Here is a 23370-nt window from a genome sequence, read left to right as displayed (position 1 = left end):
TTTTCATTTTTGATAGTTTAGGGAGCAAGATATGAAAAAAAGGTTATTAATATTACTATTGGTTTCTCCAGTACTTGTTTTTGCTGCAGATAGTGCAGCAAATTCGAATGCAAATGTAGATAATCAACAAGCAAAGCAACAAAAATTTGAGGCTAAAAAGCAACGAATTCTTAAAATGTTGCAAGAAAAACAAGCCTGTGTAGAAAAAGCTAATTCAAAAGATGATCTAAAGAAGTGTAAAGTCCATGGTGGTAAAAAACATAAAAACAAAAAAGATTAATTTATAGTAGGTTTTGATTTTTGGTATAACGATTTTTTGTTAGATTGTGACTTCTATTAAATTTTGTTCTGGGTCAAGTACACAGCTTTCATAATATCCATCGCCTGTGATTCTAGGTTTACCTGTAATTTTAAAACCATCATTTCTTAGTTGTTCTGTTAGTTGATCTACTTTTTCTTTAGATCCTACTGATATGGCAAGATGAATTAAACCAAATCTTTCTGTATTATCGAGATTTAAATTGTTCATATTTTTTGAGTGCATAATTTCTAATCTTGCTCCAGATTCAAAAGATAAGAAATAAGAAGAAAAGCCTTTTATGGGATTTATATATTTATCATTTGGTTTTGCATTAAAGTATTTACAATAAAAATCTTTCATTAGTTCAATATCTTTCACCCAAATTGCAATATGTTCTATTCTCATATATTGTGATTCCTTTATTATATTGTAAATAGCATTGTAGCTAAGTTTAACCATTAATCTTAAGTTGTATATGTGATATATTTTACTTTATTTGCTTTGAAAAAATAAATTGATGCATAAAGATAAAATATTTGAGTTTATAAAGAAAGTCCAAGCAATATCACATACAGGTGTTGTTTACTCTAAATGTCCATATGCTTTGGATAATTACCATGAACTATTAGAGTTAAGTTCAAAAATGTTACACGAGTATATCAAATCTGATGTACAACCTTATGATATATACAGGGATATGTATTATCCAACACCACAGCCAGGTGTGCGAGTGGTTATTTTTCAAAATAATAAACTTCTAATGGCTGAAGATGCTGATACTCCAAGTGAATGGACTATTCCAGGTGGTTGGTGTGATATTGATCTTTCGCCAGTTGAAACATGTATCAAAGAGGTTAAAGAAGAAACGGGCTATGATATTAAAGTGACTAAATTTTTAGCGCTCATGGATAGAAATAATTATACTCAAAGTGAAATTTATAATGTTTACAGTTTGGTATTTGTAGCAGAGATTGTAGGTGGCGAGAATAGCCCAAATTTTGAGGTTAATAAGGTAGATTTTTTTGATATTAATGAGTTGCCAAAATTATCTCATAAGCTTACAAAAGAAGAGCTGGATATTATTCTAAAAGTATATAATGAAGACTCGGTCTATTTTGAGTAAAATTTTTGATTGTGGGTTTACATTTAGTTTCTAGGTAAATAGTATTTGTGTAACGTTTTATAAATTGAATTTTTATATTGTGATTTTAGGAGTCAAAATAGCGATTATTTTAAAGTTTATTATTAGCTTATTTGCGATAATTAATCCATTTTCATTAGCTGGAATATATCTTGATACTGTAAAACAATCAGATCGAAAAGAAAAAAATGCAATTGTCTCTATGATGATATTAGCATTTTTGGCGATACTTAGTATGATGGTGTGGTTCGGTGATGATATATTGTCAGTTTTTGGTATTAATCAAGATGCTTTTCGTGCTGGTGGTGGAGTAATTGTCTTGTTTTTTGGCTTGAGAATTTTGGGAGTATTAACACAGTCCGGGTCAAATGCTAATGTAAAAGCTGTTTCTGCTAGAGATTTGGCAGTTGTGCCTTTGGCTATACCTTTATTGGCAGGACCTGGGACAATAGCAACGGTAATTACAGAGTCTCATAAGTACTTTATTACACTTCAAGCAAAAATTATCGGTAATATATGCTTAGTATTTGTAGCAATTATATTATGGTTGTTTTTTAGGTATCTTCCTAAGATATCTGCATTTTTAGGAGAGCATGCTATAGATGTTATTTCAAAGGTTATGGGTTTGATGCTAGTAGCTATTTCGGTAGAAATGATTTTTGATGGAATCAAAGGTTTCTTTTATTAGTTTAAGAAGGAGAATAATATGATAAAGGTATTTGGGATAAATAATTGTACAAGTGTTAGAAATGCCCTCAAGTTTTTTGAAGAAAAGGGTAAGAAGGTTGAATATATAAATCTCAGACAAAAAAAACCTACTTGGCAAGAAATGAAAGAGATAAAACAAATTGGTAATTTTCAGGTAATAGACCTATTCAACTCTAAGGGTAAGCTTTTTACGGAAATGGGCCTTAAAGAAAAATTTGGTAGTTTGTCGGAGCAAGAAGCATTTGAGCTTTTAGTTACCGATGCCTTATTATTTAAAAGACCTCTAGTTGTAGATGGCAGCTATGCTAGAACTGGCTGGAATAAAAAAGAATACGAAGAAAAGTGGGGTTAGAATAATTTAAAATTTGAGATGTTTTATTCTGTTGCGTCAGATTTTGCTTTTTCAATTTGTGCATCTAGGCTAGCTGCTTTTGAGAGATTTTGTTGAGCTTCAGCATCTAGAACATTTGCCTGATCTTTGTCATACTGAGACTTAGAAGTATCAGCCTTAGCCTCTTTATCAAGATTTCCAGCATCAGTTGTTAGTGTATTAGCTTGTAGTTGATCTTGTTTAGCCTGTTCGTTTAATTGGCTTTGTTGTTGCTCAAGATCTTCTAACGCGCGCTCTTTTTTATTTGGACCGCATGAAGCAAGTAAACTTACGCATACAACAGAAGTAAATAATATTCCTGATAATTTTTTTATAGTCATTGGTTATATTCTCCTAACAGTTATTAAAATTAAATTGATATAAATTAATTGCTATCATTTTAATTATGCTAAATGAATAATTATTAGTAAATACTAAACAGTTAATTTTTTATTAAAAAAATGGCGATGCTTTAGTTCTTTAAGTAGATGTGCATTTAGAATAAATTAACGGCATGAAGAAACATGATTGCACAGAAAATTGTAATAATCCCGGCAGTAATATTTAGCTCTTTTCTATTGCAAAAAACAGATATTAAGAACCAGACTAGAATACCCGTAGCAATACCTGTTGATATCGATGATGCAAGGGTCATCATTATTATGGTGAAAAATGCCGGTGTTGCTTGAACAAAGTCGCTCCAATTAACATTTGCTACTTGTTGCATCATCATTATACCTATTAGTATTAATGCTGGAGAAATGACTTCTATTGGGATAGAGCTAATTAATGGTGATAAGAATAAAAATGGTAAAAACATTAAACCCGCAAATATAGCTGTAAGGCCAGAGCGAGCTCCTTGAGCAATACCTACACCGGATTCTACAACTACTGTAGATGGACTAGAGCCTAGTATGCCAGATACTGTAGCGCTTGTAGCATCAGCAAGGAAGGTTTTCTTTAGTTCTTTATCTCTATGATTGTGCTCTTTTTGCATACTTCCATATAAGCTTGATATGGTTCCAGTACCATCAAAAAGACTTAAGAAGCAAAACGTGAATATTGTTGGCAAAATAGCAAATTTTAAGCCACTTGTGAAATCTATTTGACCTATCAAAGAGAAATCAGGAGCACTTACCATAGTGGTTGGTAGAGCTATTATTTTTTCATGAGAAAAATGCTCTAAAGGTATAGAGAATATATAGCCTATTATGATTACTATGATAATTGGGGCAGGAATTTTTTTTATGAAAAGTATTACTAATAATATTAAACAGGCCATAAATAATATGGTATGTGGATTGATGCTATTTAAAGTTAATAGGCCTTCGTTAGAAGTAATAAAGCCACTATTTATAAAGCCGATATATGCAATAAAGAGTCCAATGCCAGCTCCTAGGGATTGCTTGATTGACTTAGGGAGGCTTAGCATGATTTTTGTACGAATATTTAAAATTACTAATAAGCTAAATATTATTCCTGACCAAAATGTTGCGCCTAATACGGTTTGCCATGGTAGGTGATACACTGATACAGCAGTATATGAGAAGAAAATATTCATTCCCATACCGGGAGCTACTACAAAAGGATTGCGTGTAAATAATCCCATAATTATGCTACCAAAAGCAGATATTAAGATTGTGCTTGTTACCAAAGCATTGCTAGGCATACCAGCAGCAGCTAGTATTTTTGGATTTACTACGATGATATAAGAAATCGCTAGAAAGGAAGCTAATGCTGCTAGGAATTCTTTTTTTATTGAGGTGTTATTTGCTTTTAGATCAAAGAATGATTCTATTGTTTTCAACATATTTTACAGCTAAATCACTAAAAGCTATATTGTAGTAATTAGTATGATAAAAGTCTATTTGGTTTTGATTTTTAGCAAGATTTTTTATATTCAGAATATAAGCTGTCTAATTGTTGTCTAATATTGATTCCTATATTCCTATAGTCACATTCACGTAAGTTTGCTAGAGAGACTCTAGCGGAAGGGTGTGAATCATCAAAGCCATTACCAGGTAGAAGAACTACTCCTGTTTCAGATGCTAAAGTTTTTAGCATATCATTAACACTATGATTTTGTATTAACCATTTAGAAAAAAACTTATCATAAATTACAGTTGAGAGATGTTCTAAATCTAGAAGTGTATAATATCCAACATTATCTGAACTATAATGGTGCGGTATCTTAGGTGATATGGAATTAAATAAGATATTGTAGCGCCTTCTGATAAGCTTTTTTGCTTCTTTACGATAAATATCTTGACTATCTAATAAGCTAGAAAGCGCAAAAAGGCTCATTTGTAATTGTTGAGGTAGTGAGATACCAGCAGTATGATTTAGTGCAACAGAGCGACTATCAGCTACTAATCTATCAATAAACTTTAATGTTCTTGAATTTGTTGTAAGAGAGCTGTAATGCTTATCAAGCTCACGCAGCTTTCTATCATCAAGTTCGCTAATTAGTTTATCAAAAATATTGTCTTTGTGTAGGGCAATCGTACCGATACGCCAGCCAGTTGCTCCAAAGTATTTGGAGAATGAGTAAACGCAAAGGGTGTTGTAGGCACATTTTGAGAATAATGATTCAAAGTCATCTGAAAAAGTTGCATAAACATCATCGGTAATAATCATTAAATCAGATCGATGATCTCCGATGATATTCGCTATTTTGTCTAGAACAGAGTCACTAATTTTGACAGATGGTGGATTACTTGGATTTACTAAGCAGAGAATCTTGATAGTAGGATCAAGTAGCTTTTCAAGTTCTTTGTCAGTAACTTGCCAATCTGCTTGTTCATCAGCATAGATGTGAACTATAGTATTGTTATATGCTGGAAGTTCTGGAATTTCTAGATATGGTGAAAAAATAGGGCTAATCATCGCTATTTTATCATTGGCATTAAGCAGACCATTTATTTTCGCAGATTGGAAAATATATGTCATAGCAGCAGTACCACCTTCTGTCGCAAAAATATCAAATTCTAGTGGGATATCCGTATTCTTATAGAGTTCTTCACGCAGATAGTACATTACTATTTTCTCTGTGATAGAAAGCATCCTTGGTGGCGAAGGGTAGTTGCATCCAAGATATGCATTAGTCATTTCATATAAAAAGTCTTCTTTATTGATGCCTAAATGATCATCAACGAAAGAGATTGCAGCTTTAAGAAAACTAATTCCATCTAGCTTATCATTAGCCATGCAGTAGAAATCAAATCTTTCTAATATGCCTTTTTTCTCAGGTAAGCCACCAAAGATGTTATCAAGATAGGAGTAAGATCTTTCAGATTCTTTAAGTGCAAAGTCTCCAAGACGTAAGAAAGCATGTCTTGGAACTGTTGCCAAAAAATTAGGATTGCCACGACCAGCATTCAACATTAATCTATCGGCTTTACTTGTTGCTAATTTTATTAATTCATCTTTAAATTCAAATGGACTTAAATCTTGTTGACTCATAAAAATATCCTTTTATTTGGGTATGATTGTGACTAATGCAACTATAATAGGGCCCCATAGTGTTAGCCATATATTTGCTAAAGCATAAGATGATGTGAATGGAATTATAGGGGTAGCGTTGCTAGCTCGTTCTAATAGAGCTGCAAAACCGGGATTTGCGCTTCTACCACCAGCAATAGTTGCTAATAATACAATAGGGTTTTTGATTTTAAGTAAATAGTACGATATGTAAAAAGAAATTACTTGAGGTATGATAGTTACACCAATACCCAAGAAAAATAGTGTAAGTCCGTGCTCTTTGATGGCGATTATGGCTTGAGGTCCAGCAGTAATTCCAACACTAGCTACAAATATTGCTAAACCGAAGTCTCTGATAAAATTAGAAGCCCCTAATGGTAGATTGCTAAATTGAGGTTTCACTGATCTGATCCAACCAAAAATCAAGCCTGATAGCAAGCAACCAACGCCAGCGCCTAAAGTTATTGAAATACCAAAGATATTGAAACTTATTAGGCCCAAAATATAGCCTAAAACCATTCCTAAACCAAAGAAGATGAAATCAGTGATCGGAGCTTCAGAAATATAAGTCCCTATCTTGTTGCTAATTTTATCAAGATCTTCTGGTTTGCCTACTAATACAATTTCATCACCTCTTCTTAGCTTTAGCTCGTCAGAAATAGGAAGCTTTTGACCAGAGCGAATAATTTTTTGTAAAAATACTCCATAGTAGTTTTTGTCTTGAATTATGGTTTTGATTTCTTGGATAGTTTTGTTGAAAAGGTTTTTGTTTGTTAATATCAAAGATCTTTTTTCTTCAATGAAGTTGAATTGCCGAGGTTTGGTAACTTCATCATCATTTGAAATGATAGATTGTATGTCTAAATCTTCGTAGAATGTTATGGCTACTATATCATTAGTATTTATGGTGATTTCAGGAGTTATGGTTAGTAGCTTATCATTACGAATGATATTTTCTATTACTACTTTATACTCATATGCTTTATATATTTCTACAACTGATCTGTTTAGTAGTTCTGAGTTGTGATTAACTCTATATGCTCGAGTAGTGTATTCGCTAAAAGCAGAGAATTGACCAGCTTCTAAATCCAAGCTACCATCTGATTGTTCAGTCGCTAGCTTAATAGCTTCTTTTCTGATATCCCATTTCATTATAAGGGGGAAGATTGTAGCTAATAGGATAATTGGCCCAAAAGATCCAAAGATATAACATACTGCATATCCAACGGCGACGTTAGCTTGCATTGTATGAATAATCGACTCTGGCAGTGAGCTTATGGCAGCTATTGCATTATTTGCTGAACCTATCATGGCTGATTGAGTTAATCCTCCAGCACCTAATCCAGCTGCAGTCCCTTTATCTAATTGGAATATCCAAGCAAAAGCTAATACACATATTAACCCTAAGAGACATGTTATAGTCGAAGAAGCTAACAATAAAAGAGTACTTTTATTTAATGATCTAAAAAATTGTGCTCCTCCTTGATAGCCAACGGCATATATAAATAAAGCAAAAAACAAAGAGCCTATCTCTGGTGGAATCATAATATTAAGTTGTCCTATGATCACTCCAATTATCAGAGATCCTGAAATACCACCTAATACAAAAGTCTTATATTTTATCTTTCCGAGTAGATAACCAATACTCACTGTTAAAAATAGTGCTATGAAGGGATTTTTGAGTATGTTGAGTATTGACTCTAGAATCATCTTGAACACCAGTATGACCACATAGATAGAGTATAGCAGACCCCTGTGGCTATAGTAATTACTGAGTTGCGATTTATTGCGTATTTATATATCCACCTGGTACTGATTCGATCAGCGATTTGAGTTCGAGTTCAAATAGGATTGGAGTTATTTCCATATAAGGAAGTTTTGACTCAGCAACTATTTTGTCAATTGTTGTGAGCCCCTGACCTATAATGTCTAGAATCACTTTTTCGGAGTTGCTTAGGTTTATATTATCGTCAGCTATTTTTGTAGAAGTTTCTTGTAAAGAGTTGTTTGGGTCAATATTTATTTCTTCTAAAATATCATTGATATCACAAACAAGTTTCGCTCCTTGTTTGATTAACTCATTGCAACCTTGACTAGATGTGCTAAAAATACTTCCCGGTACTGCAAATACTTCTTTGTTTTGTTCAAGAGCATGTTGAGCAGTTATCAGTGAGCCACTTTTGCTAGCTGCTTCAATTACAACTACTCCTTTAGATAGTCCACTAATTATACGATTTCTCTGAGGGAAGGTGTAACGCGAAGCCGTTGTTCCTAAAGGTAATTCAGATATTATTAGTCCATTATTGGAAATAATATTGCTATATAGTTCTCTATTTGAACTTGGGTATATAATATCGACTCCAGTACCTACTACCGCAATAGTACTTAAACTGTTTTCAAGAGCATATTTATGAGCTAGAGTATCTATTCCATATGCTAGTCCACTCGTTATTGTGATATTTGAGTCTTTAAGTTCTTTGCAAAGTTTGTAGGTGGCGTTCTTTCCATAAGTAGAGTTTTTTCTTGCACCAACAATTGCTAATTGAGCAGTCTCTAAAAGCTTTGTATTACCAGTACAATATAATACAAAAGGAGGATTGTTAATATGTTTGAGACTTTCTGGATAAGCTTGATCTGAGTATGTTATCAATTTATTATGACTATTTTCTAGCCAGCTATACAGTTTGTCTAGATAGCTTTGGTACTTTCTATTGTTGAGATATTCTATACTCTCGTGACGCAATAATAAGTTTTTGGTATATTTGCTTGGATTATCGATAATCTCACTAAAAGTAACACCAGTTTCTACTAACGCTTTTAGTAGGCGACTATTGCCAAAATATGGTGTGCATGAAAGAATTATTATAGATTTGGTAGTATTATTCATTACAGTCGAGTTGTTGCCATTGAGCTGCTAGTTATTTCCTGCAGTGAGTTAACTATTATTGCTATAGAATAGTTATTTGATTCCCTATATACAAAGCCATAACCTATATATTTCGGAGGAATAGGGAAGCCATCAGTCCTACTCTCAGGTTCGTATAATATTACTTCAGCTCCTAGTTTTAGTCCATCAGTAGCACCCTTGTTAAGTAGGATACTATTATAAGATGAGGAGAATGTATTCGTATTCATAACATCTTCAAGTACATTTGCAGTTACTTTGCTTTTCATTTTAAAAGTTTCACTTGGAAGCTTTTGATCTGCAATAGCATCAGGTATTACGTAATCACCAACACTAGCCTCCCTGGTTAGATTAGTGATTGTAAGAGCTGTTATACCTTTGTAAGTATGATCATATTTTGCTGTTCCTAATCTGTAGTATTTGGTATCGTCGTTAAAAGATGCTATTGGTTTAGGCTCTGATATGATTATAAAGTTTTTATTATCAACATTCTGAGGGTATTCTTTATCTGCGAATATCTTGTAGTTAGTACTTAGTACCGGTCTTTTTTCTCTAGAGTCGTATATTCTTGATACATCATCGACTTCGTTACCATTTAATAGGTAAACATTTGAGAAGAATTTGGTGTAGTCTGCAGGTTTTACATGTTTTAGGTTTTGTTCTATGTTATCTATTTGTTCAACGAGTCTACTTTTTAGAGTAATCTCGGCTCTTTGGTTTATTGCTCTATTTGAACTTGTATCATTTGGTGCAATAGGGTCTTGGTATCCTAGGGCTTTAATTATAATTCCATTGTCCTTATCTAACCCTCTTCTAACAAGATACTCTTCAACACTTTCTGCACGATTTTTGGATAGTCTAATATTATACTCAGTCAATATGTGTTTATCGGTTAGTAGTTTTGATTCTACTTTTCCAGCATATCCCCTTATTGTGAATGTTGTAGTGTCTGTAAGCTTTAGGTAAGCATAGAGTTTGTTGAGAACTTGCTTGGCTTGGTCATTAAGATTGTAACTATCTGCATCGAACTTAATATTTGTTTGAATTAAGTCTGGACCTTTTTGTTCTTTTAAACATATAAAAGATTGGTTGGACTCTATTAATTTTTCTGTACAAGGTCCTAATGTAGGAAAAGAAAGGTTTTCATCACTAGGATTTTCACTTCCTGTAAATGTTTCACAACCTGTTATAATTAACGTTGACAGTATTATTGAAGTAATGCTTAGTAGTTTTTTCATAGGTGGTAATAAAACTTATGGACTTATTAATAGGATTCTACTATAAAGTTTTTGATGAGAATAGTATTTGTAGCTTAGGTTATTGATTTATATTGATAAAATCAATTTGTTATATAAACAAAAGATGAATAAAATCTCTAAATATGGTATCTTGAAGTTCAAAAAATACAATTAGAATTTATATGAAAATAACTTCAGACAGCTTTGTGAAAATGCACTTTAAATTTAGGTTGAAAGATGGTTCTATCGCTGAAGATACAGAAAACTATAATAGACCTTTCATATTTCAAATGGGTCAAGGATGCTTTACTGATAAAGTTGAAGGTGAGCTAGAGGGAGCATCTGTTGGAGATAGTAAAAGAGTTGTTCTGATGCCAGAAGAGGCTTTTGGCGAAAAGCATCCTGCGAGCATTTATTCTGTGCCTAAATATAGGTTTCCGAAGGATATGGAGTTAGAAGAAGGTCTGATTGTATCATTTAGCCAAAAAGATGGCTCTAAGTTACCAGGTTTGATTACTGAAATTAATGAAAATGATGTTACAGTTGACTTTAATCACCCTTTATCTGGTCAGATAATTGTATTCGAAGCTAAGATTTTAGATATAGCTGAAAAAGAGGAGGATTTAGGTGAAGATATTATTAGCTAATCCTAGAGGTTTCTGTGCAGGAGTCAGTAGAGCTGTGGAGACTGTAGAGAAAGTTCTAGAGGTTGAAAGGTCTCCTATTTATGTGCGCCATGAAGTTGTCCACAATAAGGTTGTTGTTGATTCTTTAAAGAAAAAGGGCGTGGTTTTTGTTAAAGAGGTCGATGAAGTTCCTAATGATGCTGTGTGTATATTTAGTGCTCATGGTGTTTCGCTTCGAGTTGAAGAAGCTGCAGCTAAAAAAAACCTTGTGTTATATGATGCAACATGTCCATTGGTTACTAAAGTCCATAGAGGTGTTCGCTTAGCAAGTAATAATGATGCTGAGTGTGTTTTGATTGGGCATAAGGGACATCCTGAGGTTCAGGGTACTATGGGTCAGTATCGTAGTGAAAAAGGAGCTATATATTTGGTCGAAAGTGAACAGGATGTTGCTAAGCTAGATATAAAAGATCCTGATAATTTGTATTACGCGACACAAACTACTTTATCTGTGGATGAAACTCAAGGAATTATAGAGTCCTTAAAAAATAGGTTCCCAAATATCAAAGGACCAAAAAAAGAAGATATTTGTTATGCAACACAGAATCGTCAAACAGCAATAAAATCAATGCTTAAAGAAATAGATGTTTTAGTTGTTGTTGGCTCACAAAATAGCTCTAACTCTAATAGATTGAAAGAGTTAGCGACACTAGAAGGGATTGATGCTTATTTGGTAGATAATCCTGCGGATATCAAAAGTGCATGGTTTGATAATAAGAAAGTTTGTGGAGTCAGTGCTGGAGCCTCTGCGCCTGAATATCTTGTTCAACAGATAATCTCTGAAATATCTAATGTCTGTAAAGGTGGTGTTGATGTGGAGGAGTTTGATGGTATCAAAGAAGAGGTTTACTTCCCTCTTCCGAGACTTCTTAAACAAAAAATTATTGGTACTAATTGAGGAAGACCTTATGCAGAGATCAGTCAGGGGTGCAACAACAATAGATAGTGATACTAAAGAAAATGTAATAAGTATGACTAGAGAACTTTTGCAGGAGATGATAAATCATAATGATATTGAGTCTGAAGATATCGTTAACATCATATTTACAGCAACCCAGGATATTAAATCAGAGTTTCCTGCCGTTGCAGCTCGTGATATTGGCTTGGTGGATGTGCCTTTGATTGACTGTCAACAAATGACGCGTGAGGGAGCATTAGAATTTTGTATTCGGATTATGTTGACATATAATACAACTAAGTCGCAAGTTGATATAAATCATGTATATCTACGTGGGGCTAAAATATTAAGACCAGATTTGTTAAGAAAATAGTAGGGTTAAAGTTATGTGGTTATTAGAAAATATTGATATGAAGAGGTCGAAGTATATACTTCCTAGCCTATTTACGAGTGCTAGTTTATTATTTGCTTTTTTGGCTATTATTGCCGCTTTTCAAGGTAATTTTATTTCATCAGCGGTATATATGTTATTGTCAGGGTTTGCTGATGCATTTGATGGTAGAGTAGCAAGATACACTCATACTCAAACCGAGTTTGGTGCTGCTTTAGATAGTCTCGCAGATGTTGTTTCATTTGGGGCTACTCCTGCATTGGTAATGTATTTTTGGATGTTGCATCATCTTGGACCTATAGGAGCTGCTATTTCATTTTTATATTTATTAGCAGTAGCCCTAAGACTAGCAAAGTTTGATACTATGATTGAAGTTCCAGCGGACTCAGAGGAACAAAAACTTGAGAGAAGATTATATTTCTATGGTATGCCATGTCCAGCAGGTGCTGTTACAATATGTGGTTTAATCTGGTCTGGCCAGTGGCTGATTGGTAGAGCTGGAGACACAGGTCATGACTTTATTATATTTTTACTAGTGTGTGTTACTATATTTACAGCTTTATATCTTGCTTTTATGATGGTTAGTGATATTAAATTTAGAAGTTTTAAAGATAGTGATGGTAAGGGCAATATAAGTAAACTTTACATAATATGTTTTATATTGATAATTTTGATGTTATTTACTATGCCTGAGAGATTATTATATTTAATAATGATTGGATATGCATTGTCTGGTCCAATATCTCATTATAGGTATAAGCAAAAAATTAAAAATAGCGATCTAAATGAAGATTCAGTTGTCGATGGTAAAAAAATAATAGACGCAGATAAGTAAAAAAATTATTCTTTAATTGTGACAAAAGCATCATGGCTAGCATGGCCTTGTTCGCCTATAATACCTGCAGAAACGCCACCCGGTTGTTGCATATATCCTGGCTCATTAGAGTCTAAGTTTTGTTCAGTTGGTGGTGGAGCTACATAGCCAAAAGAGTCTCCGGTTGAATTTGTACATGAGATTAAAGCTGTAGCAACAAAAGCTAGTATAAGTAAAGTCGTTTTTTTCATTACATATCAATCTGAAATTTTATTATTTATAAATAATAACAGATTTATATTTAATTTAGATGCATTAAATGGTTTATAATTTATATTAGTTTACGTATAATTAGCGACAACACGCGCGAAAATATATGAAAATATAAATCTGTCAGGAATATTTATGGATAATTCTATTTCTTTAGTTCAATTAATTTTACATGCTAACTTTATAGTTCAGCTTATTATGTTAGGTCTAGTTGGTATGTCTGTTTACTCATGGGCTATTATGTTTGAAGTCAACAATCGTGTCAAAAAATATCGTAATGAGCAAGTTCAATTTGATAAGTTGTTTTGGGCAGGACATCATATACAGAAATTATATGATTATTATCTCCAACATAAAGAAAACATCTTTGGTAAGTCAATAATATTTTGCTCAGGCTTAAGAGAGTTTAATAACTTAAAGGATACTGGAGTATTAAAGGGCGATACTATTCTAGAAGGTATGGAAAGGACAGTAGGTATAGCTATAGCTCAAGAAGCAAAAGAGCTGGATAGAAAACTCCCTGCTTTAGCTACTATAGGAGCAGTATCTCCATATATTGGTTTAGTAGGCACGGTTTGGGGTATTATGTCGTCATTTAATACTTTAGGCGGTGTAGAGCAAGCTACTATTTCTGTAGTTGCTCCTCATATTGCAGAAGCACTGATTGCTACAGCATTAGGTCTTTTCGTAGCAATTCCGGCAGTTATTGGCCATAGTAGGTTGTCTAATCAGGTTGATGATGTTTTGTCTGGTTATGAATCATTTCAGGATGATTTGTGTATCCTATTGTTAAAAGAAGCTCATAGAGATGAAGTGCAACAGCAACATCAAGAAAGCTTTTAGATAAAGGCTTTTAGTATGAAAAAGAGAAATAAGAGATTCTTCAGAAAAAAGAGACCAATGGTGCAAATCAATGTAGTACCTTATATTGATGTAATGTTAGTGCTTTTGGTTATTTTTATGATTACAACACCTATACTAACTCAGGGTGTAAAGGTCGATTTGCCTAAAGCGCAATCAGAAAAAATACCCTCTAATGATAGTAAGCCAATTGTGGTTACAGTAAACAGAGAAGGTGAGTATTTTGTTAATCAGGGAGTTAGTGATCCAAAAGCATCATTAAGTGCTAGAGATCTTACGAATGCAGTTGTTAGTCTGTCACAGCAATCTCCGGGTAAGCCTGTATACGTGCGTGGTGATAGTAGTGCAAACTATGGTGAGGTAGTAAAAGCTATGGCTCTTATACAAAGAGCTGGTGTAGATAAAGTGGGGTTAGTCACTGAAGATGGCAAATCTTAATTATCAAAAAGTTATTACTTTCTGTAAAAAAACAGTCGATGAAAACCCATTTCTAGTAAAGGCAATACTTGTACATGTTGGCATAGTGATTTTGCTATACACACTGGCATTTATTAGTGATTTAAAGTTTGAAACAAGCCGGGCAGCTTTGAGTGCTCAGGTTGAAAAAGCTCCCAAAAAGCTTCAAATTATTCAAGCAACATCGATAAGTAGTAGTGAATTAAATAAGCAGCTTTCTGCTTATGAAAATCATCAGCAAGAATTAAAGCAAGCTAGAGAAGATATTAAGCAAGCTAAACGACAAGCTCTCATAAAACATCAGCAAAAATTAAAAGCACAAGCTGAAGCTGAGAAAAGGGCTAAATTAGAAGCAAAAAGAAAAGCTATTCTAGAAGCAAAGAAAAAAGCACAAGCTGAAGCAAAACGTCAAGCAGAGCAAAAGAGACAAGCTCAAGAAGAGGCTGAGCGTAAGAAAGAGCTAGAAGAGAAAAAGAAGGCTCAAGAGGAAGCAAAACGTAAAAAAGAACAAGAACTAAAAGCAAAACAAGAAGCAGAAGAAAAAGCTCGTCAAGAAAGATTGGCAAAGGCAAGAGCTGAGGCTATCGCATCAGCTAAGCGTGAAGCAGCTAAGAATCAGGCTGATTTAGCAGTGAGTAAATATGTCACCGAATATACGGATAGGGTAGGCTCAAATTGGATTAAAGATGATTGTAGAGGTATATACGATTTACCAAGAGCAATTATTAGGAATGGAAAGTTCATAAGACTTACAGGAACGTCAGGTGATTATGGTTGTGACCAGTCATTGATAGATGCTATTAAAAATACTACACCGCCAGATATCTCAAATCCTGTGGCAAGAAGAACTATACAAACAGAGAATATAAGTTTTATATTTAAACAAAGTTAATGAGGAATAATATGAGAAAAATCATTACAGGCTTTTCGATATTTGTTTTTTTAATTTCTAGTCTATATGCAGATTTAGTTGCTGAGGTGACGACTGGAGTTATTCAAAAGCCGCTAGTAACGGTAATTAGTAATAATGTTGTAGATCAATTTCCTCAACAAGTAAATTCTATAATACTTTCAGATCTTAATCATAATGGTAAGCTACAAGGTGATGACTCTATTAAGTATGAAATTAATCAAAGTCAGAATATACCTTGGAAGAGTTTGAAGTCTGATTATGTTGTTTTAACAAAATATACAAAAAATTCAAATAATAGTTACACTGTTGAAGTGCAAATATATAAGAGAAATGATACAAGCTATATCAGATCAATAACATACAAAAATATAAGTGTATCTTTAGTGAGACCTTTAGCTCATAAGATCGCTAATTATGTATACCAGAAACTTACTGGTGAGCAAGGCTTTTTCTTAACTAAATTAGCATATGTACAAGTAAGCAATCCTTATGCTAGGTATGGTAGAGTTTATGAGCTAATAATATCTGATTATGATGGATATAATAAACATACTGTTCTTAGACAAAGTGATAATCCGATAGCTACGCCATCATGGTCAAATGATGGTAGGTATATAGTCTACTCAAGTTATAGTGGTGGTAGCATGGGTGTATATACTTTAGAGATAGCTACAGGAAAGGTTAGGAGGATAACTAACTTTAAAGGTATCAATAGTTCTCCATCATTTTCTCCAAATGGCAAAGAAATTGCCTTGGCTTTATCTAAGGGATATTCTGATCAGACAAACATTTATATATTAAACCTAGCTACTAAAGCACTAAAGAGAATAACAATAAATGGGATAAATACAGCTCCGAAATTCTCTCCAAATGGTCAAAGTATAGTGTTCACATCTGATAGAGGCGGGCGTCCAAATATTTATGTTGCACCCGTAAACTCAAGATATCCTCAATCATCTAAATTGAGCAGTAGGATCTATCAGGGTTATGAGCCAAATTATACTCCAGATGGTAAAGACATTATTTTTATGAATCAATTAAGGTCAAAGGGTACTCAAATTGCTGATTTCAATTTAGCTAATGGGACTGTAACAAATATCACAAATGGTAAATCAGATAGTTCACCTACAGTTTCACCATTTGGTAATATGATTGCGTACATATCGACAAACTCTAGAGGTTATAGTTCATTAGATATGGTATCATTAGATGGAGATAATAAATTTAATGTTGATTCAGCTAACAATGGTAACATTTTAATTCAGTCACCTAGTTGGTCGCCAAAAAACTTTTAGGGAGCTTGTATGAAGGTTTTAGTTAAAAATTATGTTGTTTTAGCTTTAGCTTTGTTAATTACAGGTTGTGCGTGGTATAAGGGACCTCCACTGCAAGCTAATGCAAATGGTAGTTTAGATGGATCATCTTTAAATGAGACTAGTGGTCCAGGTTTTATCAGTACGCTTAAGAGTGGTGAGAATTATGGATCAAGTTATTCAGGTTATGCAGATAATGGCGGTAATTATGAAGTTTCAGGTTTTGAAAATAGCTAAAAACAGGAGTTAAATATGATGAAAAAAAGTATTATGAGTGTAGCTGTTGTAAGTTCTATACTTATGTTAGCAAGTTGTTCTAGTACTAGACCAGACAATAGTGATTTGATTAAAGATAAGTACTCTGGTGTTGATAGTTCTCAGGCATTAGAGATGTCTTCGCAAATATATGGTTCTGATAATATGAGTTCAGATCAAGTAGAACAAATGAAAAAAGAACTTATGGATATCAACTGTAGATCAGTATATTTTGGTTTTGATAGTTATAATATTACTGATGATGCTAAAGAGTGTTTGGATAAAACTGCTGACTATTTGATTGCTCATCCAGATCAGCCTATTAAGTTATCAGGTAATACTGACCCTAGAGGTAGTGAAAAATATAACTTTAATCTAGGTCAAAAGCGTGCTGAATCTGTATACAACTATTTACTAGGTAAAAATGTAAATAAAGACCAAATTTGTGTTGTTAGCTATGGTAAATTAAAACCAGCTGCAGAGCCAACTCAGTTCTATGATGAATTCTGTACAGACGGTGTTAATGATGCATGTATGTACAAAGCATCTGAGAAAGCTTACTATCTAGATAGAAGAACAGAAATTGATTTTGGTGTTAAATGTGATGAAGATAATTCATCAAATTAATTAGTAATTTTCATATCTAAGTTTGTAATTCTATCTTTAACTATTTTTTTATATTAAATTGTTCTACAATATTCGCATAATTTTTGTTTGAAATTAAATATTATGATTAAAATTCCTAAAATTGGTTTTGTGAGTCTTGGCTGTCCAAAAAACCTTGTTGATTCTGAGCGTATCATAACTAAGCTAAAAGCCGAAGGTTATGACTTGGTAGATAGTTATGATAATGCTGATATGGTTATCGTTAATACTTGTGGATTTTTAAATTCTGCTATAGATGAGTCTTTGGAGGTCATTGGTGAAGCAATTGCAGAAAACGGCAAAGTTCTTGTAACAGGATGTCTTGGAAATAAGGCAGATCTTATCAAAGAAAAACATCCAGAAGTTCTAAGTATCACTGGACCTCAAGATTATGAGAACTTAATAGAAGCTGTACATACTCATGCACCTATATTTGCTAATGATTTTGTCTCACTAGTACCGCCACAAGGTATTAAGCTTACTCCAAGACATTATTCGTACTTAAAAATATCAGAGGGGTGTAATAATACTTGTACATTTTGCATTATTCCAGACATTCGTGGTAAGTTAAAAAGTCGCTCGATTGATAATATCATGCGTGAAGCGGAGAAGCTTAAAAATGCTGGTGTTAAAGAGTTACTTGTAATATCACAGGATACTTCTGCTTATGGTGTTGATATCAAATATAAATCAGGAGTTTGGAATGATAAAGAATATCAAAGTAATATTTTGGATCTTTCAACAGCTCTTGGTGAGTTAGATATGTGGACAAGGTTGCATTATGTGTATCCATACCCTCATGTTGATAAGATCGTACCATTGATGGCTCAGGGTAAAATAAATCCGTATCTTGATGTGCCGTTACAGCATTCATCACCAGATGTTCTCAAAAGGATGAAACGACCTGCTCATACTCAAAAGACACTTGATAGAATTAATAAATGGCGTGATATTTGTCCAGATATAGCTATTCGAAGTACGTTCATTGTAGGTTTCCCAGGTGAGACCGAAGCAGATTTTGAGCATTTACTAGACTTCATCGATAAGGCACAGCTTGATAGAGTTGGTTGTTTTAAATACTCAGAGGTAGAGGGTGCAAGGGCAAATCAACTTGATAATTTAATTTCGGAAGAGGTTAAACAACAGCGTTTAGATGAATTTATGAGTCTGCAAGCTCAAATAAGTGCTAATAAGTTAGAAAACTTTGTTGGTACAGAGCAAAAAATTATAATCGATTCAATAAACCTTGATGAAAACTATGCAATTGGGCGTACTAAGTATGATGCACCAGAAGTTGATGGACAAGTTATCGTTGGTGATGCAGCGGAGAGAGGTCTAAAAGTTGGTGAGTTTGCAACTGTCGAGATTACAGAATCTACTGAGTATGATCTGATAGCTGATTAGTTTCTGTATATTAAACTTTCTTAATATTTATCTATCCATATAAAAAATCCATAATCTTATTTGTATACTTAAAATACTAAACCATTGTTGGGGAAAGTATTATGAGTAGTAATCTAGTAGTTATCGGAGCTTCAGGTTCTATAGGCAGTGCAGTCATAAAAAGATTAAAACAGTTATACCCTAATGCTAATATATATGCTTTTTCACACTCTAAAGTAATTGATTGTGTAGAAGGTGTAGTTTATGAACATATTGATTACTCGGATGAAGCAATAATCGAGAAAGCTGCAAAAGATGTTTATGAAAAATCAGGAGCTATAAATCTGATTTTTGTAGCTACTGGTATACTACACACTTCCGAGATAAAGCCAGAGAAAGCTTTAAGAGAGCTATCAGCTGATAAATTTATTGAACTTTTTAAGGCAAATACAATTTTCCCAGCTTTAGTAGCAAAGCATTTTATACCCAAGTTAGCTAAAGATACTAAATCTATATTTGCAGCTATTTCTGCAAGAGTTGGGAGTATCTCGGATAATCAACTTGGAGGTTGGTATGCTTATAGAGCCTCAAAGGCTGCTTTAAATATGTTTATCAAAACAGCAAGTATCGAAACTAAGCGTGTAAATCCAAGTGCTATAATAGTTGGGTTGCATCCGGGGACTGTGGATAGTCATCTTTCTAAGCCTTTCCAAGCTAGAGTAGCTGAAGGTAAGCTTTTCACATCTGAGTATTCAGCTAGTAAGTTAGTTGAAGTATTAGATGGCTTAAAAGCCGATGATAGTGGTAAATGTTACGCATGGGACGGTAAAGAGATTATTCCATAGTTAACATCTTGAGAGGTATTTATGAGTGATAAGAGTACAACAAGCAGTGAAATTATAGAAATGGCGTGGTGTGACAAAACATCATTTGATGCAATCAAAAATATAACCGGATTATCAGAGCCACAAGTTATAAAGATTATGCGTAATAATCTTAAGTCGAGTAGCTTTAAACTTTGGCGTAAAAGAGTAACAGGCCGAGCTGCAAAACATCAAAAAAAGCTAAATCATACAAATGCAAGTAGTCTGGTTTAAGCGTGATTTACGCATAGATGATAATTTAGCCTTAACACAGGCAGCTACAAAAGGAGATGTTTTACCAATATATATAATTGAGCCTGAGCTTTGGCAACAGCCTGATATGAGTCATAGGCAATATTTGTTTCTATCAGAATGTTTAGAAGAGTTAAATACTGAGCTTACGAGATTAGGACAACCTTTAATCTTAATGATTGGTGATGCTGCAGAGGTTTTTGAGCAACTAATACAAAAACATCCTATCAAGAGTGTTTGGTCGCATCAAGAAACTTGGAATAATTGGACATATCAGCGTGATATTAAGCTTGAGAAGTTTTTTAAACAGAATGATATTACATGGCATCAACCATATCAAAATGGTGTAGTTCGTTGTTTAGCTGATAGAGATAATTGGGCTTTGCTATGGCACAAACGCATGAGTGAAAATCTTGTGAAAGCACCTACAAAACTTAAATTTATTTGTGAAAATCAAACTAAAATACCTACTGCTGAAAGTCTTGGTTTAGAGTATGATAATTGCTATAAACGGCAAAAAGGTGGTCGAGTTCGCGCACTTAGAATCCTTGATAGTTTCTTGTATCAAAGAGGTTGTGGTTATACTAAAGAGATGTCTTCACCAGTTACTGCCTTTAAAAGTTGTTCGAGATTGTCGCCATATATAGCTTTTGGAGCTATCTCGATAAAAGAGCTATATCAGTTAGCTAATCAGCGTAAAAAAGAAATCAAAGTTAGTAGTATAAAAAATAAAACAAAATGGTTAAGCGCAATGCGTTCATTTTTATCGCGTCTACGCTGGCATTGTCATTTTATGCAGAAGTTAGAGGATCAATCAAATATTGAATATGAGAATTTGCATTCAGCCTATGATCAACTACGCAAAGAGCCGCTAAATCAGCAATATTTTGAGGCATGGAAAACTGGTAATACTGGTTTCCCGATGATAGATGCATGTATGCGAGCATTGATTGCAACAGGGTGGTTAAACTTTCGTATGCGTGCAATGCTTATGAGTTTTGCAAGCTATCATTTGTGGTTAGATTGGCGTGTTACATCGCTATATTTAGCAAAATTATTTACTGATTATGAACCAGGTATTCATTATTCACAAGTGCAAATGCAATCGGGAACTACAGGTATAAATAGTATCCGTATTTATAACCCTATTAAGCAAAGCATTGACCAAGATCCTAATGGCGAATTTATCAAAAGATGGATACCTGAGCTAGAAAATGTAAGTGATGAGAATATCCATACACCATGGCTAGAAAAGCATAATTCTGTAGATTATCCAAATCCTATTGTTGATGAAAAGCAAGCGCGGAAATTTGCCGCAGATAATATTTATAAAATTAGAAAAGACTCAAAGAATAGTCAAGAAACTAAAAATATTGTCAAAAAACATGCTAGTAGGAAAAGGACTAAAAAAATAAAATCTAAACAACAAAAGGTAGAGAATATTCAAGGGGAGTTATTTTGATGAGGACTTTACGATTGATTCTAGGAGATCAACTTTCGCAGAGTATTTCTAGCTTGAAAGATTGTGATAAGACAAATGATGTTGTGATGATGTGTGAAGTTATGCAAGAGGCTAGTTATGTTAAACATCATAAAAAGAAGCTTGTATATATTTTCTCAGCGATGCGTCATTTTGCACTGCAGTTGCATAAATTAGGTTATAAGGTTTGCTATACAAAATTAGATGATCCAAAGAATACTGGTTCATTTTATAGTGAAGTTGAGAAGGTTATTAAAAAGCTTGGTATACAAAAGCTTATTGTAACTGAGCCAGGTGAATATCGTGTATTAAAAGATATTCAAAGTTGGCAGAAAGATTTCTCTATAGATGTTGAAATACTTACAGATGATAGATTCTTAGCGCCAATTGATGAGTTTGCAAAGTGGTCAAAAAACTATAAGCAAATACGCATGGAATATTTCTATCGTTATATGCGTACTAAGCATAATATTTTGCTTGATAATGATGGCAAGCCAGAAGGTGGACAGTGGAATTATGATAGTCAAAACCGTAAAACACCAACTTCTGATATGCAAATCCCAAAACCATATAAAAGTACAGCAGATGATATAACTAAGCGAGTAATCAAGTTAGTCGAGAGAACATTTGCTGATAATTTTGGAGATATTGAGCCATTTAATTATGCTGTTACTAGAGAGCAGGCGCTCGAAGCACTAGATTTATTTGTTAAAGAAAGACTTAGTGATTTTGGAGATTATCAAGATGCAATGCTTGAGGGGCAGGCATGGATGTATCATTCACATATTTCTATGTATATTAATAGTGGCATGCTATTACCTATGGAGTGTATAAAGGCTGCTGAAAAAGCATATTATAATGACAATGCTCCTTTAAATGCTGTTGAGGGTTTTATCCGTCAAATTCTTGGTTGGCGAGAGTTCGTACGTGGTGTTTATTGGTTAAAAATGCCAGACTATCGCGATATGAATTATCTAGAAGCAACGCGTAAATTACCAAGCTTCTATTGGGACACTGAGACTAAGATGAATTGTCTTCATCAGTGTGTCAAAGAAACTAAACAAAATGCCTATGCCCATCATATTCAAAGACTAATGGTTTTGGGAAATTTTGCATTATTAGCTGGGATTGATCCTAAGTATGTCAATGAGTGGTATTTGTTAGTATATGCAGATGCTTATGAGTGGGTTGAGTTACCAAATGTATCAGGAATGGTACTTTTTGCAGATGATGGGTATTTGGCAAGTAAACCCTATGCTGCTAGTGGGAGCTATATCAAAAAAATGTCAAACTATTGTGATAATTGTAGTTATAAAGTCAGTGAGAAAAATGGAGGTGGTGCTTGTCCATTTAATTACTTATATTGGGATTTCTTAGCTAGAAATAAATCAAAGCTCGCTAATAACCCACGCTTGGCAATGATTTATAAATCTTATGAAAAGATGACTAATGAGAAGAAAGAACTAATTAGACAAGATAGTAAAAAGTTTCTTGAGGAGTTAGGTATATGAAAAAACAGCATTTACCTACGAAGGTTTGTGTAGTATGTGGTTTACCATTTACTTGGCGTAAGAAATGGGCAAAAGTATGGGATGAAGTAAAATACTGCTCTGAAAGATGTCGGAGAGCAAAAAATAAAAAATAAATCTTATCTAAAAATATTCAATTAATGTTCTCCAAGCATATTTCTTATTTTAATTGCTATAAAAGATAACAACCTATTCTTATATTTAATTTAGTATGTAAA

28 protein-coding genes are annotated in these 23370 nt (G+C 33.6%); 20 read left to right on the top strand and 8 right to left on the bottom strand.

The features are described 5' to 3' along the window. Nucleotides 1-31 precede the first annotated feature (31 nt). The gene (locus tag F0R75_RS07095) at nt 32-280 is read left to right on the top strand and encodes a hypothetical protein (RefSeq protein ID WP_149367824.1); all 249 of its coding nucleotides are present in this window, start codon (nt 32-34) and stop codon (nt 278-280) included. A 39-nt stretch (nt 281-319) separates the two neighbouring features. On the opposite strand, the gene F0R75_RS07090 is transcribed toward F0R75_RS07095, so the two are convergent. Further along, nucleotides 320-706 (bottom strand): VOC family protein, encoded by a 387-nt coding sequence (locus F0R75_RS07090; protein WP_149367825.1) that lies wholly within the window; start codon nt 704-706, stop codon nt 320-322. A 112-nt stretch (nt 707-818) separates the two neighbouring features. On the opposite strand from F0R75_RS07090, the gene F0R75_RS07085 reads away from it, so the two are divergent. The 3 genes from F0R75_RS07085 (at nt 819) to F0R75_RS07075 (ending at nt 2502) form a co-directional block, all read left to right on the top strand. Continuing rightward, on the top strand, nt 819-1424 hold the full coding sequence (locus tag F0R75_RS07085; RefSeq protein ID WP_149367826.1) for an NUDIX hydrolase N-terminal domain-containing protein: 606 nt from the start codon (nt 819-821) through the stop codon (nt 1422-1424). Between the two features lie 64 nt (nt 1425-1488). Continuing rightward, the gene (locus F0R75_RS07080; RefSeq protein ID WP_246145945.1) at nt 1489-2130 is read left to right on the top strand and encodes a MarC family protein; all 642 of its coding nucleotides are present in this window, start codon (nt 1489-1491) and stop codon (nt 2128-2130) included. An 18-nt stretch (nt 2131-2148) separates the two neighbouring features. Further along, a complete protein-coding gene (locus F0R75_RS07075; protein ID WP_013922145.1) occupies nt 2149-2502 on the top strand; it encodes an arsenate reductase family protein in 354 nt (117 codons plus the stop codon). Between the two features lie 23 nt (nt 2503-2525). Here the strand turns inward: F0R75_RS07075 and F0R75_RS07070 are convergent, their stop codons facing one another. The 6 genes from F0R75_RS07070 to F0R75_RS07045 form a co-directional block, all read right to left on the bottom strand. Further along, nucleotides 2526-2861 (bottom strand): hypothetical protein, encoded by a 336-nt coding sequence (locus tag F0R75_RS07070; protein ID WP_013922146.1) that lies wholly within the window; start codon nt 2859-2861, stop codon nt 2526-2528. Between the two features lie 155 nt (nt 2862-3016). Continuing rightward, a complete protein-coding gene (locus F0R75_RS07065) occupies nt 3017-4330 on the bottom strand; it encodes an NCS2 family permease (RefSeq protein WP_149367827.1) in 1314 nt (437 codons plus the stop codon). Nucleotides 4331-4401: 71 nt separating this feature from the next. Next, nucleotides 4402-5982 (bottom strand): bifunctional aspartate transaminase/aspartate 4-decarboxylase, encoded by a 1581-nt coding sequence (locus F0R75_RS07060; RefSeq protein WP_149367828.1) that lies wholly within the window; start codon nt 5980-5982, stop codon nt 4402-4404. A gap of 12 nt (nt 5983-5994) precedes the next feature. After that, entirely contained in the window at nt 5995-7710 is a 1716-nt protein-coding gene (gene aspT / locus F0R75_RS07055; RefSeq protein WP_149367829.1) for an aspartate-alanine antiporter, read from the bottom strand. A 73-nt stretch (nt 7711-7783) separates the two neighbouring features. Next, a complete protein-coding gene (gene dprA / locus F0R75_RS07050) occupies nt 7784-8887 on the bottom strand; it encodes a DNA-processing protein DprA (protein ID WP_149367830.1) in 1104 nt (367 codons plus the stop codon). Further along, nucleotides 8887-10143 (bottom strand): OmpA family protein, encoded by a 1257-nt coding sequence (locus F0R75_RS07045; protein WP_146421797.1) that lies wholly within the window; start codon nt 10141-10143, stop codon nt 8887-8889. The genes dprA and F0R75_RS07045 overlap by 1 nt, the downstream gene beginning before the upstream one ends. Nucleotides 10144-10325: 182 nt before the next feature. On the opposite strand from F0R75_RS07045, the gene fkpB reads away from it, so the two are divergent. From fkpB to F0R75_RS07025, 4 genes are read left to right on the top strand one after another with little or no spacing between them, the layout of a single operon-like run. After that, nucleotides 10326-10790, top strand: coding sequence for an FKBP-type peptidyl-prolyl cis-trans isomerase (gene fkpB, locus F0R75_RS07040; RefSeq protein WP_149367831.1), 465 nt, complete (start codon nt 10326-10328; stop codon nt 10788-10790). Continuing rightward, nucleotides 10771-11727, top strand: coding sequence for a 4-hydroxy-3-methylbut-2-enyl diphosphate reductase (gene ispH / locus F0R75_RS07035; RefSeq protein WP_149367832.1), 957 nt, complete (start codon nt 10771-10773; stop codon nt 11725-11727). Before fkpB ends, ispH begins: the two co-directional genes overlap by 20 nt. Nucleotides 11728-11737: 10 nt before the next feature. Beyond that, nucleotides 11738-12100 (top strand): chorismate mutase, encoded by a 363-nt coding sequence (gene aroH, locus F0R75_RS07030; RefSeq protein WP_149367833.1) that lies wholly within the window; start codon nt 11738-11740, stop codon nt 12098-12100. Between the two features lie 13 nt (nt 12101-12113). After that, a complete protein-coding gene (locus F0R75_RS07025; protein WP_013922155.1) occupies nt 12114-12953 on the top strand; it encodes a CDP-alcohol phosphatidyltransferase family protein in 840 nt (279 codons plus the stop codon). Nucleotides 12954-12958: 5 nt separating this feature from the next. Here F0R75_RS07025 and F0R75_RS07020 read toward each other — a convergent pair whose 3' ends face one another. Continuing rightward, nucleotides 12959-13183: a hypothetical protein gene (locus tag F0R75_RS07020; protein WP_146421801.1), complete on the bottom strand. Its 225-nt coding sequence runs from the start codon at nt 13181-13183 to the stop codon at nt 12959-12961. A 154-nt stretch (nt 13184-13337) separates the two neighbouring features. On the opposite strand from F0R75_RS07020, the gene tolQ reads away from it, so the two are divergent. The 12 genes from tolQ to F0R75_RS06960 all read left to right on the top strand — a co-directional run bounded on the left by tolQ (nt 13338) and on the right by F0R75_RS06960 (nt 23268). Beyond that, a complete protein-coding gene (tolQ, locus tag F0R75_RS07015; RefSeq protein WP_013922157.1) occupies nt 13338-14045 on the top strand; it encodes a protein TolQ in 708 nt (235 codons plus the stop codon). A gap of 15 nt (nt 14046-14060) precedes the next feature. Beyond that, nucleotides 14061-14501, top strand: coding sequence for a protein TolR (tolR, locus tag F0R75_RS07010; protein ID WP_041263589.1), 441 nt, complete (start codon nt 14061-14063; stop codon nt 14499-14501). Next, a complete protein-coding gene (gene tolA / locus F0R75_RS07005; RefSeq protein WP_149377248.1) occupies nt 14488-15411 on the top strand; it encodes a cell envelope integrity protein TolA in 924 nt (307 codons plus the stop codon). Before tolR ends, tolA begins: the two co-directional genes overlap by 14 nt. An 11-nt stretch (nt 15412-15422) precedes the next feature. After that, entirely contained in the window at nt 15423-16727 is a 1305-nt protein-coding gene (locus F0R75_RS07000) for a PD40 domain-containing protein (RefSeq protein WP_187985992.1), read from the top strand. A 9-nt stretch (nt 16728-16736) separates the two neighbouring features. After that, entirely contained in the window at nt 16737-16982 is a 246-nt protein-coding gene (locus F0R75_RS06995) for a hypothetical protein (protein ID WP_013922161.1), read from the top strand. A 15-nt stretch (nt 16983-16997) separates the two neighbouring features. Continuing rightward, nucleotides 16998-17627: an OmpA family protein gene (locus F0R75_RS06990; protein WP_149367835.1), complete on the top strand. Its 630-nt coding sequence runs from the start codon at nt 16998-17000 to the stop codon at nt 17625-17627. Nucleotides 17628-17729: 102 nt separating this feature from the next. After that, nucleotides 17730-19049 (top strand): 30S ribosomal protein S12 methylthiotransferase RimO, encoded by a 1320-nt coding sequence (rimO, locus tag F0R75_RS06985; RefSeq protein ID WP_149367836.1) that lies wholly within the window; start codon nt 17730-17732, stop codon nt 19047-19049. A gap of 101 nt (nt 19050-19150) precedes the next feature. Further along, on the top strand, nt 19151-19873 hold the full coding sequence (locus F0R75_RS06980; protein ID WP_149367837.1) for an SDR family NAD(P)-dependent oxidoreductase: 723 nt from the start codon (nt 19151-19153) through the stop codon (nt 19871-19873). A 21-nt stretch (nt 19874-19894) separates the two neighbouring features. Then, on the top strand, nt 19895-20125 hold the full coding sequence (locus F0R75_RS06975) for a TIGR03643 family protein (protein WP_149367838.1): 231 nt from the start codon (nt 19895-19897) through the stop codon (nt 20123-20125). Continuing rightward, complete coding sequence (locus F0R75_RS06970; protein WP_149367839.1) at nt 20106-21605, top strand: FAD-binding domain-containing protein; 1500 nt, start codon at nt 20106-20108, stop codon at nt 21603-21605. The genes F0R75_RS06975 and F0R75_RS06970 overlap by 20 nt, the downstream gene beginning before the upstream one ends. Next, a complete protein-coding gene (locus tag F0R75_RS06965) occupies nt 21605-23134 on the top strand; it encodes a cryptochrome/photolyase family protein (RefSeq protein WP_149367840.1) in 1530 nt (509 codons plus the stop codon). Before F0R75_RS06970 ends, F0R75_RS06965 begins: the two co-directional genes overlap by 1 nt. Next, the gene (locus F0R75_RS06960; protein ID WP_004286486.1) at nt 23131-23268 is read left to right on the top strand and encodes a DUF2256 domain-containing protein; all 138 of its coding nucleotides are present in this window, start codon (nt 23131-23133) and stop codon (nt 23266-23268) included. The genes F0R75_RS06965 and F0R75_RS06960 overlap by 4 nt, the downstream gene beginning before the upstream one ends. Nucleotides 23269-23370 lie beyond the last annotated feature (102 nt).

This window comes from Francisella marina (assembly GCF_008369785.1).
Taxonomy (GTDB): Bacteria; Pseudomonadota; Gammaproteobacteria; order Francisellales; family Francisellaceae; genus Francisella; species Francisella salimarina.
Note: the sequence above shows the minus strand (reverse complement) of the source record. Positions and strands in the feature narration are given on the sequence as shown.

Bases quoted from the DNA above. Each gene is read 5' to 3' on its own strand.
- F0R75_RS07095 (WP_149367824.1), top strand. From the start codon at position 32: ATGAAAAAAAGGTTATTAATATTACTATTGGTTTCTCCAGTACTTGTT.
- F0R75_RS07090 (WP_149367825.1), bottom strand. From the start codon at position 706: ATGAGAATAGAACATATTGCAATTTGGGTGAAAGATATTGAACTAATG.
- F0R75_RS07085 (WP_149367826.1), top strand. From the start codon at position 819: ATGCATAAAGATAAAATATTTGAGTTTATAAAGAAAGTCCAAGCAATA.
- F0R75_RS07075 (WP_013922145.1), top strand. From the start codon at position 2,149: ATGATAAAGGTATTTGGGATAAATAATTGTACAAGTGTTAGAAATGCC.
- F0R75_RS07070 (WP_013922146.1), bottom strand. From the start codon at position 2,861: ATGACTATAAAAAAATTATCAGGAATATTATTTACTTCTGTTGTATGC.
- F0R75_RS07065 (WP_149367827.1), bottom strand. From the start codon at position 4,330: ATGTTGAAAACAATAGAATCATTCTTTGATCTAAAAGCAAATAACACC.
- F0R75_RS07060 (WP_149367828.1), bottom strand. From the start codon at position 5,982: ATGAGTCAACAAGATTTAAGTCCATTTGAATTTAAAGATGAATTAATA.
- aspT (WP_149367829.1), bottom strand. From the start codon at position 7,710: ATGATTCTAGAGTCAATACTCAACATACTCAAAAATCCCTTCATAGCA.
- dprA (WP_149367830.1), bottom strand. From the start codon at position 8,887: ATGAATAATACTACCAAATCTATAATAATTCTTTCATGCACACCATAT.
- F0R75_RS07045 (WP_146421797.1), bottom strand. From the start codon at position 10,143: ATGAAAAAACTACTAAGCATTACTTCAATAATACTGTCAACGTTAATT.
- fkpB (WP_149367831.1), top strand. From the start codon at position 10,326: ATGAAAATAACTTCAGACAGCTTTGTGAAAATGCACTTTAAATTTAGG.
- aroH (WP_149367833.1), top strand. From the start codon at position 11,738: ATGCAGAGATCAGTCAGGGGTGCAACAACAATAGATAGTGATACTAAA.
- F0R75_RS07025 (WP_013922155.1), top strand. From the start codon at position 12,114: ATGTGGTTATTAGAAAATATTGATATGAAGAGGTCGAAGTATATACTT.
- F0R75_RS07020 (WP_146421801.1), bottom strand. From the start codon at position 13,183: ATGAAAAAAACGACTTTACTTATACTAGCTTTTGTTGCTACAGCTTTA.
- tolQ (WP_013922157.1), top strand. From the start codon at position 13,338: ATGGATAATTCTATTTCTTTAGTTCAATTAATTTTACATGCTAACTTT.
- tolR (WP_041263589.1), top strand. From the start codon at position 14,061: ATGAAAAAGAGAAATAAGAGATTCTTCAGAAAAAAGAGACCAATGGTG.
- tolA (WP_149377248.1), top strand. From the start codon at position 14,488: ATGGCAAATCTTAATTATCAAAAAGTTATTACTTTCTGTAAAAAAACA.
- F0R75_RS07000 (WP_187985992.1), top strand. From the start codon at position 15,423: ATGAGAAAAATCATTACAGGCTTTTCGATATTTGTTTTTTTAATTTCT.
- F0R75_RS06995 (WP_013922161.1), top strand. From the start codon at position 16,737: ATGAAGGTTTTAGTTAAAAATTATGTTGTTTTAGCTTTAGCTTTGTTA.
- F0R75_RS06990 (WP_149367835.1), top strand. From the start codon at position 16,998: ATGATGAAAAAAAGTATTATGAGTGTAGCTGTTGTAAGTTCTATACTT.
- rimO (WP_149367836.1), top strand. From the start codon at position 17,730: ATGATTAAAATTCCTAAAATTGGTTTTGTGAGTCTTGGCTGTCCAAAA.
- F0R75_RS06980 (WP_149367837.1), top strand. From the start codon at position 19,151: ATGAGTAGTAATCTAGTAGTTATCGGAGCTTCAGGTTCTATAGGCAGT.
- F0R75_RS06975 (WP_149367838.1), top strand. From the start codon at position 19,895: ATGAGTGATAAGAGTACAACAAGCAGTGAAATTATAGAAATGGCGTGG.
- F0R75_RS06970 (WP_149367839.1), top strand. From the start codon at position 20,106: ATGCAAGTAGTCTGGTTTAAGCGTGATTTACGCATAGATGATAATTTA.
- F0R75_RS06965 (WP_149367840.1), top strand. From the start codon at position 21,605: ATGAGGACTTTACGATTGATTCTAGGAGATCAACTTTCGCAGAGTATT.
- F0R75_RS06960 (WP_004286486.1), top strand. From the start codon at position 23,131: ATGAAAAAACAGCATTTACCTACGAAGGTTTGTGTAGTATGTGGTTTA.